Below are 12,256 nucleotides of genomic sequence, written 5' to 3'. Positions count from 1 at the left end.
AGGGTCAGGCAACAATGGCAAGACGATATTTCGGAACGGACGGCATTCGCGGACGCGTCGGCGCGGCCCCGATCACGCCGGACTTCGTGCTCAGGCTCGGCTACGCGGCCGGCAAGGTGCTCGCGGGCGGCGACCGGTCGCTACAGAAGGGCAACCGGCCGACGGTGCTGATCGGCAAGGACACGCGCGTGTCCGGCTACATGCTGGAAGCGGCGCTGGAGTCCGGCTTCTCGGCGGCGGGCGTCGACGTGATGCTCGCCGGCCCGATGCCCACGCCCGGCGTCGCCTATCTGACGCGCGCGCTGCGGCTGTCCGCGGGCGTCGTCATCAGCGCGTCGCACAATCCCTACGAGGACAACGGCATCAAGTTCTTCTCCGCCGACGGCAACAAGCTGCCCGACGAAGTCGAACACCAGATCGAGGCGCAACTCGAACAGCCGATGGACTGCGCGCCGTCTGAACGGCTCGGCAAGGCGCGCCGTCTCGACGACGCGGGCGGCCGTTACATCGAATTCTGCAAGAGCACGTTCCCCGCGAGCTTCGACTTGCGCGGCCTGAAGCTGGTGGTCGACTGCGCGCACGGCGCGGCGTACGACGTCGCCCCGCACGTGTTCCACGAACTCGGCGCGGAAGTGGTGCCGATCGGCGTGTCGCCGAACGGCTTCAATATCAACGATGGCGTCGGCGCGACGGCCCCGGATGCGCTCGTGCGCGCGGTGAAGGAGCATGGCGCGGATATCGGCATTGCGCTGGATGGCGACGCGGACCGTCTGCAGATCGTCGATTCGGCCGGGCGCCTCTATAACGGCGACGAGTTGCTCTACGTGCTGGTGAAGGACCGCATCGCGACGCACGGCAAGGTGGAAGGCGCGGTCGGCACGCTGATGACGAACATGGCGGTCGAAGTCGCGCTGAAGGAGGCCGGCGTGCAGTTCGTCCGTGCCGCGGTCGGCGACCGCTACGTGCTCGAAAAGCTGCGCGAGCACGGCTGGCAACTCGGCGCGGAAGGCTCGGGCCACATTTTGTCGCTGGATCGTCACTCGACGGGCGACGGCATCGTCTCGGCGCTCCTCGTGCTCGCGGCGCTCAAGCGCAGCGGCAAGACGCTCGCCGAACTGCTCGAAGGCGTGAGCCTTTTTCCGCAGAAGCTCATCAACGTGCGCATGAAAGCGGGCGCGGACTGGAAGAGCAGTGACGCGATCCGCCGCGCCGTCGAGCAAGCCGAGCATTCGCTCGAATCGCGCGGTCGGGTCTTGATTCGCGCGTCGGGAACGGAACCGGTGTTGCGCGTGATGGTGGAAGCGGCCGCGCAGGCGGACGCCGTCCGGCACGCGGAAACGATTGCGCAGGTCGTAAAAGACGTCACGTCGTAAGCGTTCGCGGAAAAACGCGCATTTCGCGAAAAGCGGGCTTCGGCCCGCTTTTTTATTGCCCGTTCGCAGCCTGACGAATGAACGCACGATCGACTTTCCGTTTGAAAGTCGCCTGTCACATGCCCTTAACCGAGAGTCACATTACTGTCACAGAGACTGCCTATATTTCGCGTGTCGTCCCACACGCTATTCAACCCCGGAGGTCTCATGAAATTGATGCACACCGCGCTCGCTGGCGTAATTGGCGCAATGCTGGCCATCTCTGCGCAAGCGGCCGATATCACCGGCGCGGGCAGTACCTTCGCAGCTCCGATCTACACCAAGTGGGCGGATGCCTATCAAAAAAGCGGCGGCGGCAAGGTCAACTATCAGGGCATCGGCTCGTCGGGCGGCATCAAACAAATCATCGCGAAGACGGTCGATTTCGCGGGCTCGGACGCTCCGCTGAAAGATGACGAACTTGCGAAAGACGGCCTCTTCCAGTTCCCGACGGTGGTCGGCGGCGTGGTGCCGGTCATCAACGTGCCGGGCGTGAAGGCAGGCGAACTGACGCTGTCGGGCCAGGTGCTCGGCGACATCTATCTCGGCAAGATCAAGAAGTGGAACGACCCGGCGATCGCGGCGCTGAACCCGAAGGTCAAGCTGCCGGATACCGACATCGCCGTGGTGCGCCGCGCGGACGGCTCGGGCACGAGCTTCATCTGGACCAACTATCTGTCGAAGGTCAACGCCGACTGGAAGTCGAAGGTGGGCGAGGGTTCGACGGTCAACTGGCCGACGGGCACGGGCGGCAAGGGTAACGACGGCGTCGCGGCGTTCGTGCAGCGTCTGCCGGGCGCAATCGGCTATGTCGAGTGGGCGTACGCGAAGCAGAACCACATGACCTACGTCGGCCTGAAGAATTCGGCGGGCACGGTGGTGGAGCCGAAGACGGAGACGTTCAAGGCGGCGGCCGCGGGCGCGGACTGGTCGAAGTCGTTCTATCAAATCCTGACGAACGAGCCGGGCAAGGACGCATGGCCGATCGTCGGCGCGACCTTCGTGCTGCTGCATTCGACGCAGGACAAGGCGGCGCAAGGCACCGAGACGCTTAAGTTCTTCGACTGGGCGTTCAAGAACGGCGGCCAGGCTGCGAACGACCTCGACTACATCTCACTGCCGGAGTCGGTAGTCTCGGAAATCCGCACGCAGTGGAAGGCGAAGGTCAAGGACAGCGCGGGCAAGCCGGTCGCGGAGTAATGGCAAAGAAGTATCGCAGTCACACAAGCTGAAACTGTCCTAAGCTGGAGCGGCGGACAGTCAAAGCAGAGGAAGCAGCAAAGAAGCAGTAACAAGCCGCGCGGCGATCGAAAGGTTGCCGCGCGTCTGACACGTAGCGTAACCAAGGCTCCCATGTCGGACATCAACTTAGCGTCGGCACCGCCGGCGGCGCAATCGCAGCGCGCGCCGAGCCGTATCGGCGACATCATTTTCGGCGGCATCACCCGGCTGGCAGCCGTCGTGACGCTGCTCCTGCTTGGCGGCATCATCGTCTCGCTCATCATTGCGTCGATGCCGACCATCGAGAAATTCGGGCTCAGCTTTCTCTGGCGCGCGGAGTGGGATCCGCCCAGCGAGAGCTTCGGCGCGCTCGTGCCCATTTACGGCACCATCGCGACCTCGATCATCGCGCTGATCATCGCAGTGCCGGTGAGCTTCGGCATCGCGCTCTTTCTGACGGAACTGTCGCCGACGTGGCTGCGCCGGCCGCTCGGCGTCGCCATCGAACTGCTCGCGGCGATTCCGTCGATCGTCTACGGCATGTGGGGCCTGCTCGTGTTCGCGCCGATCTTCGCGACGTACTTCGAAAAGCCGCTCGGCGCGCTGCTCGGCGGCGTGCCGCTCGTCGGCGCGCTGTTTCAGGGGCCGCCCATCGGCATCGGCATTCTGTGCGCGGGCGTCATTCTCGCGATCATGATCATTCCGTACATCGCGTCCGTGATGCGCGACGTGTTCGAAGTCACGCCCGTGCTGCTGAAGGAATCGGCGTACGGCATCGGCTGCACGACGTGGGAAGTGATGTGGAAGATCGTGCTGCCGTACACGCGCGCCGGCGTGATCGGCGGCGTCATGCTCGGTCTCGGCCGCGCGCTCGGCGAGACCATGGCGGTGACCTTCGTGATCGGCAACACCAATCTGCTCGACAACGTGTCGCTCTTTTCTCCGGGCAACAGCATCACCTCGGCGCTCGCGAACGAATTCGCGGAAGCGAGCCCCGGCCTGCACACATCCGCGCTGATGGAGCTCGGTTTGATTCTCTTCGTCATCACGTTCATCGTGCTCGCGCTGTCGAAGCTGCTCTTGATGCGCATGCAGCGCGCGGAGGGTGCAAAGTGAGCCGTCCCGCAACGTTCAATCAGGATCACGAGCGCACGGTCGCCACGCGCATGAAGCTGCAACGCCGCCGCCGCGGCACCAACGCGATTGCGCTGACGCTTTCGCTCGCGGCCATGGCGTTCGGCCTCGTGTGGCTCGTGTGGATTCTCTTCACGACGCTGAAGCTCGGCGTCTCCGGCCTTTCGGTCGAACTGTTCACGCAGTCGACGCCTCCGCCGAACACCGATGGCGGCGGTCTCGCCAACGCGATCGTCGGCAGTCTCATGCTCGTCGTGCTCGCAACGTGCATCGGCACGCCGCTCGGCATTCTCGCGGGCGTGTATCTCGCGGAATACGGGCAGAAGCGCTGGCTCGCGAACGTGACGCGCTTCATCAACGACATTCTGTTGTCCGCGCCGTCCATCGTCGTCGGTCTCTTCGTGTATGCGCTGGTCGTCGCGAAGATGGGGCGTTTCTCGGGCTGGGCCGGCGTGATCGCGCTCGGACTCTTGCAGATTCCCATCATCATCCGCACGACGGAGAACATGCTGAACCTCGTGCCCAACGCGCTGCGCGAGGCGGCCTTCGCGCTCGGCACGCCGAAGTGGAAGATGGTGATGTCGATCACGCTGAAGGCGTCGGTGGGCGGCATCGTGACCGGCGTGCTGCTGGCCGTCGCGCGCATCGCGGGCGAGACCGCGCCGCTGCTGTTCACGGCGCTGTCGAACCAGTTCTTCACGCTCGACATGAATCAGCCGGTGGCGAATCTGCCGGTGACGATCTACAAGTTCGCGATGAGTCCGTTCCCGCAATGGCAAACGCTCGCGTGGGCCGGCGTGTTCCTGATTACGCTCGGCGTGCTGGGTCTGAATATCCTGGCGCGCGCGATTTTTTCCAAGAAATAAGGGTGGAGTGATTCCATGAACATGGTCGAAAGTGGCGTCAGCCACCTGAAGTCGAAGACTGAAGCCAAGCCGGCCGAGCGCGGTCCCGCGCCGGGCAGCGCGCGTCCGACGCACGGCTCACAGCCGGCGGATTCCATCAAGCCGAAGATCGAGGTGAACAACCTCAACTTCTTCTACAACAAGTATCACGCGCTGAAGAACATCAACCTGCGCATTCCGGAGAAAAAGGTCACGGCGTTCATCGGTCCGTCGGGATGCGGCAAGTCCACGCTCTTGCGCACGTTCAACAAGATGTTCGCGCTGTATCCCGAGCAGCGCGCGGAAGGCGAGATCCTGATGGACGGCGCCAATCTGCTCGACACGACGAAGGACATCTCGCTCTTGCGCGCGCGCGTCGGCATGGTGTTCCAGAAGCCGACGCCGTTCCCGATGTCGATCTACGACAACATCGCGTTCGGCGTGAAGATGTTCGAGCAACTGTCGCGCTCGGAGATGGACGACCGCGTGGAATGGGCGCTCACGAAGGCCGCGCTCTGGACCGAAGTGAAGGACAAACTCACGCAAAGCGGCTACGGTCTGTCGGGCGGCCAGCAGCAGCGTCTGTGCATCGCGCGCGGCATCGCCATCCGGCCCGAAGTGCTGCTGCTCGACGAACCGTGCTCGGCGCTCGATCCGATTTCGACGGGCCGGATCGAAGAACTGATCGCGGAGCTGAAGAGCGATTACACGGTGGTGATCGTCACGCACAACATGCAGCAGGCCGCGCGCTGCTCGGACTACACTGCTTATATGTATCTCGGTGAATTGATCGAATTCGGCGACACGGAAAAGATCTTCATCAAGCCGGCCCGCAAGGAAACGGAAGACTACATCACGGGCCGCTTTGGCTGATCGGCCGGTCAGCGAACGAACAAAGGACTACAGGAGCACAACATGTCCGATAAACATCTGTCGAGCCAGTTCGACGCCGATCTGAACGCGGTGTCCTCGAAAGTGCTGCAAATGGGCGGTCTCGTCGAGTCGCAGATCACCGCGGCGATGCAGGCGCTGAACGAATTCGACGTGCAGATCGCGGATCAGGTGATCGCCGCGGAAGCGCGCCTGAACACGATGGAAGTCGAAATCGACGAGGAGTGCAGCAACATCATCGCGCGCCGTCAGCCGGCCGCGCGTGACTTGCGTCTGCTCATGGCGATCTCGAAGACCATCACGAATCTCGAACGCGCCGGCGACGAAGCCGAGAAGATCGCGAAGCGCGTGAAGCGCATCAACGAAGACGGCGCGGGCCGCACGGTGAACATCGCGGAGATCAAGCTCTCGGGCGAGATGGCCGTGTCGATCCTGCGCCGCGCGCTCGATGCGTTCGCGCGTCTCGATACGGTCGCCGCCGCGCAGATCGTGCGCGACGATAAAGCCATCGACGAGGAATTCCGCGCCTTCGTGCGCAAGCTCGTGACGTACATGATGGAAGACCCGCGCACCATTTCGGCGGGGCTCGATTATCTGTTCATCGCGAAAGCGGTCGAGCGCATCGGCGATCACGCGAAGAACATCGCGGAGTTCATCATCTACATCGTGAAAGGCACGGACGTGCGCCACATTTCGCGCGACCAGCTCGAACGCGAGGCGCTCAGTTAATCCAACGATTCACTTCAAGCAAAAAGGTCAAGAGGTGCCGATGCCCAGCAGTATCCTCGTCGTCGAAGACGAACCCGCGATCTCCGAACTGATCTCGGTGAATCTGCAACATGCGGGACATTGCCCGATTCGCGCGTATAACGCGGAGCAGGCGCAGAACCTGATCAGCGACGTGCTTCCCGACCTCGTGCTGCTCGACTGGATGCTGCCCGCGAAGTCCGGCATCGCGTTCGCGCGCGAGCTGCGCAACAACGAGCGCACCAAGCACATTCCGATCATCATGCTCACCGCGCGCGGCGACGAGCAGGACAAGGTGCTCGGGCTCGAAATCGGCGCGGACGATTACGTGACCAAACCGTTCTCGCCGAAAGAGCTGATGGCGCGCATCAAGGCCGTGCTGCGCCGGCGCGCGCCGCAGCTGACGGAAGACGTCGTCGCGATCAACGGCCTGCGGCTCGATCCGGCGACGCATCGCGTGGCGGCCAATCATTCGGGCAACGACATCAAGCTCGATCTCGGGCCGACGGAGTTCCGCCTGCTGCATTTCTTCATGACGCATCCGGAGCGCGTGCACAGCCGCACGCAGCTGCTCGATCAGGTCTGGGGGGATCACGTGTTCGTCGAGGAGCGCACGGTCGATGTGCATATCAAGCGTCTGCGCGCCGCGCTCAAGCCCGCGGGCTGCGATGCTATGATCGAAACGGTACGGGGCAGCGGCTACCGGCTCGCGAAAGGCGCCTGAGCCCGCGCGCATCTTCGCCTTCATCGATCTCCCGACAACATGAACATCATCTGGACGCGTTCCATCGTGTCCCTCGCGCTCCTCGCGGTGCTGTGCGCCGCGATCGGCGCATTCGCGGGCGTGCGAGTAGCGCTCGCTGTCGCCGTCGTCATGCTCGTCGTGCAGAGCTTCGTGAGCACGTATCACACGCAACGGCTCTGGCGTCTCTTAGACGCGCCGGTGTACGGCCAGGTGCCGAGCGCGCTCGGCATCTGGGGCGAGATCTATTACCGCCTGCACAAGCTCGCCAAACGCTGGCATGCGCAGGTGCGTCAGGTCGAGCAGCAGCATTCGCGCTTCATCCAGGCGATTCAGGCATCGCCCAACGGCGTGGCGATGCTGGACGATCACGACCAGATCGAATGGTGCAACGCCATCGCGGAGAAGCACTTCGGGCTGGACGCGAAGCGCGATCTGCGGCAGCACATCACGCATCTCGTGCGTCATCCGGATTTCATCCGCTATCTGAATTCGCACCGCTACGAAGAGATGCTCATCATGCGGGGCATGGGCGCGAACCGGCAGCGGACTGTCTCGGTGCAGGTGTTTCCGTACGGCGAGAATCGCAAGCTGATTCTCACGCAAGACATTACCGAACTCGAGCGCACCGACTCCATGCGCCGCGATTTCGTCGCCAACGTCTCGCACGAACTGAAGACGCCGCTCACCGTGCTCTCCGGCTTTCTCGAAACGATGCGCGAGTTGCCGCTCGACGAAGCCGACCGAGCGCGTTATCTCGACATGATGAATCAGCAGGCCATGCGCATGCAGAACATCGTGCGCGATCTGCTCGTGCTGGCGAATCTCGAAGGCGATGTCCATCCGCCCGGGGACGATTTGCTCGACATGCGCGCGGTGCTGCGTCATCTGGAAGACGACGCCAACAGTCTTTCGGGCGGGCGTCATCGCATCCATTTTCATAACGACGACGCCCTGACGGTGGCCGGCGCAGAGACCGAGCTGGTGAGCGCGCTCGGCAACCTCGTGACGAACGCGGTTCGCTACACGCCGGATGGCGGCAGCATCGACGTGTCATGGGAGCGCGTGGACGATCGCGCGGTCTTTACCGTGCGCGACAGCGGCCTCGGCATTCCGGCGGAGCATATTCCGCGCTTGACGGAGCGTTTTTATCGCGTGGATAGAAGCCGTTCGCGCGATACGGGCGGCACCGGGCTCGGGCTTGCCATCGTGAAGCATGTGCTGCAACGGCATCATGCCGATCTCGACGTGAAAAGCGAAGTGGGGCGGGGCAGCACGTTCACGGTGCGCTTTCCCGCGTCGCGCACGGCGTTGCGCAAGTCCGTGGCGGCTTGAATTTGCAGGGCGCCTTGCGCGCCGCTGCGCCTTCACACATCACGAACAGAATTTCGCGAGCAGTCCCAACTGTGCGTTGCGCAGCGCCTTGCCCGAACGGCGCTTGCGATAGTGCCCGTCGCTTTGCATGACCCACGCCGACTGATTGTCGCCGAGACACACGGACAAGCCCTCGGCAATCACGCGGCGCTTAAGTCGCCGGTCGCGGATCGGGAACGCCACTTCGACGCGGCGAAAGAAGTTGCGATCCATCCAGTCGGCGCTCGACAGATACACGTCTTCCTTGCCGTTCGCATAGAAATAGAAGATGCGGTGATGTTCGAGGAAACGCCCGACGATCGAGCGCACCGTGATGTTCTCCGACAGATCTTCGACGCCCGGCTTCAGCGAACACACGCCGCGCACGATCAAATCGATTTTCACGCCCGCATGCGATGCCTCGTAGAGCGCCGCGATCACGGTGGGTTCGAGCAGCGCGTTCATCTTCGCGACGATGCGCGCCCGCCGGCCCGCGCGCGCATGTTCGGCTTCGGCGCGAATCGCTTCGATCAGCTTCGCATGCAGCGTGAACGGCGACTGCCATAGCTGATGCAGCGCAAGCTCGCCGCCGATGCCCGTCAATTGCTGAAAGACGTGGTGCACGTCTTCGCACATTTGCTGATCCGCGGTCATGAGGCCGAAGTCGGTATAAAGACGCGCCGTGCGCGGATGATAGTTGCCGGTGCCGAGATGCGCGTAACGCTTGAGCACGGTCTTGCCGCCTTGCGACACGCGCCGCACGATCAGCATCATCTTGGCGTGGCACTTGTGGCCGACGACGCCATACACGACATGCGCGCCCACCGCTTCGAGTTGCGACGCCCAGTTGATGTTCGTTTCCTCGTCGAAGCGCGCGAGCAGTTCGACGACCACGGTCACTTCCTTGCCGTTGCGCGCGGCCTGCATGAGCGCGTCCATCAGCGGGGAATCGGTGCCGGTGCGGTAGATGGTCTGCTTGATTGCCACCACTTGCGGATCTTTGGCCGCTTGCAGCAGCAGTTCCAGCACGGGCTGAAAGCTCTCGTACGGATGATGCAGCAGGATATCGCCCTGATCGATCGCATCGAAGAGATTGGTCGTGTTCGCGATCGACTTCGGCACCGACGGAATATGCGGCACGAACTTGAGGTCCGGCCGGTCCACCATTTCGGGCAACTGCATGAGTCGCACGAGATTGACCGGCCCGTTCACGCGATAGCAGTCGCGCGGATTGAGCTGGCTTTCGTCGAGCAGGCGGCGAATGAGGTGCGGCGGCGTTTCCGCGGATACTTCGAGCCGCACCGCATTGCCGAGATGCCGCGCGGGCAGTTCGCCCTGCAACGCGACGCGCAGATTCGTGATTTCGTCTTCGTCGACGAAAAGCTCGCTATTGCGCGTGATGCGAAACTGATTGCAATTGCGCACCGTCAGATGCGGAAACAGTTCGCTCACGAAGTGCTGCATGAAAGAACTCAGCAGCACGAAACCATGCGGATAACCCGAAAGCGCCTCGGGCATGCGCACGAGGCGCGGCAACGCGCGCGGCGCCTGCACGATGCCCATCATCGCCTGGCGGCCGAACGCGTCGGTGCCTTCCAGTTCGACGACGAAGTTCAGGCTCTTGTTCAGCACGCGCGGAAAAGGATGCGCGGGATCGAGCCCGATCGGCGTCAGCACCGGCAGCAGTTCGTTCTGGAAGTATTCGCGCGCCCACGCGGTCTGCTGCTCGGTCCAGGTCTCCGCGCCATGAAAATAAATTCCTTCCATTTCGAGCGCGGGCAGTACGGTCTCGTGCAGCATCGCGTATTGTTGATGCACGAGGCGTTGCGCGCGTTCGGAGACGAGATCGTAGACGTGTTGCAGCGACATGCCGTCCGGCGAGAGCGTGCCGGGGTTGTCGCGCATCTGCTCCTGAAGCCCGGCCATGCGGACTTCGAAAAATTCGTCGAGATTGCTGCTCGTAATGCAGATAAAGCGCAGACGTTCGAGCAGCGGCACCGATGTGTCGGCGGCTTGCGCCAGTACCCGCTCGTTGAAACCTAAGATGCCTAGTTCACGGTTGAAGAGCGGATAACGTATGGACATCGGCTGGGCGTAAGGTGTCTCGATCGGAAGGGCAGAAAAGCGTTCGGATGATCTCACACTAGGATGTCTTTATTGTGACAGAACGATTTTCACAAATTCTACTCACATTGCGGATAGCGTCGCTAGCGGGCGCGCGCGTTCCCGGTTCTGGTTCGCGCTTCCGTTCGGTTTCCAATCTTCGCGCCTGCATGAAATAAAATCCGTGTCTCTCGGCAGCGTGTCTCTGGCACGCGGTTGCGCTTCCTTACTTCACGATTTCCGGATATCCGATGGTCACACATCCTCATCTTCTCGCCGCCGTCGACCTCGGATCGAACAGTTTCCGGCTGATCGTCGGCCGGGTCGAGGAAACGCCCGCGGGCAGCCAGATCTATCAGGTCGATGCGTTGCGCGAGCCGGTGCGTCTGGCGGCCGGTCTTTCGAAGGACAAGATGCTCGACCGCGCGTCGCAGTTGCGCGGCTGGGATGCGCTGAAGCGTTTCGGCGAGCGTCTGCGCGACTTCCACCCGGATCAGGTGCGCGCGGTCGCCACCAACACGCTGCGTGTCGCAAAAAACGCGCATGACTTTCTGATCGAAGCCGAAATCGCGCTCGGTTTTCCGATCGAAGTGATCGCGGGCCGCGAGGAAGCGCGCCTCATCTACGCGGGCGCGGCGCATTCGGTGCCGGCGAGCGCGGGCAAGCGGCTCGTCGTGGATATCGGCGGCGGATCGACGGAGTTCATCATCGGCGCGCATTACACGCCGATTCACATGGAAAGCCTCTATATCGGCTGCGTGAGCCACAGCCGCCAGTTTTTCCCGGCCGGCAATGTGGACGAATACACGATGCGTCAGGCCGAACTCGCCGCCAAGCGCGAGATTCAGATCATCTCGCGCGAATACAAGCAGACCGGCTGGGATCAGGCGATCGGCTCGTCGGGCACGGCGCGGGCGCTCGCCGAACTGGTCGAGGCGAACGGCTTCAACGATCCGGAGTACACGCACGGCATCTCGCGCGGCGGGCTGGAACGGCTGAAGCGCGCGCTCATCAAGGCGGAGAACGTGAACCGGCTGAAGCTCGTCGCGCTGAAGCCGGACCGCATTCCGGTGCTCGCGGGCGGGCTTTCCATCATGCTCGGCGTGTTCGAGGAACTGGGGATCGAATACGTCGATACGACCGACGCCGCGCTGCGTCTCGGCGTGCTGTACGACCTGCTCGGCCGCTCGCAGCATCAGGACATGCGCACGGTGACGGTCGAAGGCTTCAAGCGCCGTTACGGCGTCGATGCCGCGCAGGCCGAGCGCATCGGCAATCTGGCGATCAGCTTCTACGATCAGCTCGGCGAGCCGGACGGCGAGCGCAGCGTGGAGAACCGCATGTTTCTCGCGTGGGCGGCGTCGCTGCACGAGATCGGCTTGTCGATCGCGCACAGCGCGTATCACAAGCATTCAGCGTATATCGCGAGCAATGCCGACATGCCCGGCTTCTCGCGCACGGATCAGGCGCGGCTCGCGGCGCTTGTGCTCGGTCACGCGGGCAAGCTCGGCAAGCTCGCGCAGGCGCGCGGCGTCGACTGGACACTGCTGTTCTGCCTGCGACTCGCCGCGCTTTTGTCGCGCCGCCGCACGGATGTCGGGCTGCCCGGCATCGAAGTCAAAGCCGCGGGCGGCGGCTTCGAAGTGCGCCTGCCGAGCGAGTGGGTGACGAACAATCCGCTCACCGACTACAGCCTCGCGCAGGAAGCGATGGAATGGGAAAAGATCGGGCGGCCGTATCGCGTCGTCTATACGGACTAAGCGCCCGCC

Annotated in this window: 10 protein-coding genes; 9 read left to right on the top strand and 1 reads right to left on the bottom strand. The window is 63.1% G+C overall.

Annotated features, from left to right (window positions below; all coding sequences use genetic code 11):
- Positions 1–14: 14 nt before the first annotated feature.
- The 8 genes from glmM (at position 15) to phoR (ending at position 8,366) form a co-directional block, all read left to right on the top strand.
- A complete protein-coding gene (gene glmM, locus LDZ24_RS09190; RefSeq protein WP_248320216.1) occupies positions 15–1,373 on the top strand; it encodes a phosphoglucosamine mutase in 1,359 nt (452 codons plus the stop codon).
- A gap of 207 nt (positions 1,374–1,580) precedes the next feature.
- Positions 1,581–2,612 carry a phosphate ABC transporter substrate-binding protein PstS gene (pstS, locus tag LDZ24_RS09185; RefSeq protein ID WP_248320215.1) on the top strand — a complete coding sequence of 344 codons (1,032 nt, stop codon included), beginning with the start codon at positions 1,581–1,583 and terminating at the stop codon, positions 2,610–2,612.
- 153 nt (positions 2,613–2,765) lie between these two features.
- Positions 2,766–3,749, top strand: a complete 984-nt coding sequence (gene pstC / locus LDZ24_RS09180; RefSeq protein WP_248320213.1) for a phosphate ABC transporter permease PstC — start codon at positions 2,766–2,768, stop codon at positions 3,747–3,749.
- Positions 3,746–4,633 carry a phosphate ABC transporter permease PstA gene (pstA, locus tag LDZ24_RS09175; RefSeq protein ID WP_371747340.1) on the top strand — a complete coding sequence of 296 codons (888 nt, stop codon included), beginning with the start codon at positions 3,746–3,748 and terminating at the stop codon, positions 4,631–4,633. Before pstC ends, pstA begins: the two co-directional genes overlap by 4 nt.
- 15 nt (positions 4,634–4,648) lie before the next feature.
- Complete coding sequence (gene pstB, locus LDZ24_RS09170) at positions 4,649–5,524, top strand: phosphate ABC transporter ATP-binding protein PstB (protein WP_248320211.1); 876 nt, start codon at positions 4,649–4,651, stop codon at positions 5,522–5,524.
- 42 nt (positions 5,525–5,566) lie between these two features.
- On the top strand, positions 5,567–6,271 hold the full coding sequence (gene phoU, locus LDZ24_RS09165) for a phosphate signaling complex protein PhoU (RefSeq protein WP_248320209.1): 705 nt from the start codon (positions 5,567–5,569) through the stop codon (positions 6,269–6,271).
- A 40-nt stretch (positions 6,272–6,311) separates the two neighbouring features.
- Positions 6,312–7,013, top strand: a complete 702-nt coding sequence (gene phoB / locus LDZ24_RS09160) for a phosphate regulon transcriptional regulator PhoB (RefSeq protein WP_159836615.1) — start codon at positions 6,312–6,314, stop codon at positions 7,011–7,013.
- A 39-nt stretch (positions 7,014–7,052) separates the two neighbouring features.
- Complete coding sequence (phoR, locus tag LDZ24_RS09155) at positions 7,053–8,366, top strand: phosphate regulon sensor histidine kinase PhoR (RefSeq protein ID WP_248320207.1); 1,314 nt, start codon at positions 7,053–7,055, stop codon at positions 8,364–8,366.
- Between the two features lie 39 nt (positions 8,367–8,405).
- Here the strand turns inward: phoR and ppk1 are convergent, their stop codons facing one another.
- A complete protein-coding gene (gene ppk1, locus LDZ24_RS09150; RefSeq protein WP_175944377.1) occupies positions 8,406–10,469 on the bottom strand; it encodes a polyphosphate kinase 1 in 2,064 nt (687 codons plus the stop codon).
- Between the two features lie 269 nt (positions 10,470–10,738).
- On the opposite strand from ppk1, the gene ppx reads away from it, so the two are divergent.
- The gene (gene ppx / locus LDZ24_RS09145) at positions 10,739–12,247 is read left to right on the top strand and encodes an exopolyphosphatase (protein WP_248320205.1); all 1,509 of its coding nucleotides are present in this window, start codon (positions 10,739–10,741) and stop codon (positions 12,245–12,247) included.
- Positions 12,248–12,256 lie beyond the last annotated feature (9 nt).

Source organism: Caballeronia sp. Sq4a (assembly GCF_023170545.1).
GTDB lineage: Bacteria > Pseudomonadota > Gammaproteobacteria > Burkholderiales > Burkholderiaceae > Caballeronia.
This window is presented reverse-complemented; position numbering and strand designations above follow the sequence as displayed.

Excerpts from the sequence above, each read along its gene's own strand:
- glmM (WP_248320216.1), top strand. The coding sequence starts at position 15 with ATGGCAAGACGATATTTCGGAACGGACGGCATTCGCGGACGCGTCGGC.
- pstC (WP_248320213.1), top strand. The coding sequence starts at position 2,766 with ATGTCGGACATCAACTTAGCGTCGGCACCGCCGGCGGCGCAATCGCAG.
- pstB (WP_248320211.1), top strand. The coding sequence starts at position 4,649 with ATGAACATGGTCGAAAGTGGCGTCAGCCACCTGAAGTCGAAGACTGAA.
- ppx (WP_248320205.1), top strand. The coding sequence starts at position 10,739 with ATGGTCACACATCCTCATCTTCTCGCCGCCGTCGACCTCGGATCGAAC.
- phoB (WP_159836615.1), top strand. The coding sequence starts at position 6,312 with ATGCCCAGCAGTATCCTCGTCGTCGAAGACGAACCCGCGATCTCCGAA.
- pstS (WP_248320215.1), top strand. The coding sequence starts at position 1,581 with ATGAAATTGATGCACACCGCGCTCGCTGGCGTAATTGGCGCAATGCTG.
- phoU (WP_248320209.1), top strand. The coding sequence starts at position 5,567 with ATGTCCGATAAACATCTGTCGAGCCAGTTCGACGCCGATCTGAACGCG.
- ppk1 (WP_175944377.1), bottom strand. The coding sequence starts at position 10,469 with ATGTCCATACGTTATCCGCTCTTCAACCGTGAACTAGGCATCTTAGGT.
- phoR (WP_248320207.1), top strand. The coding sequence starts at position 7,053 with ATGAACATCATCTGGACGCGTTCCATCGTGTCCCTCGCGCTCCTCGCG.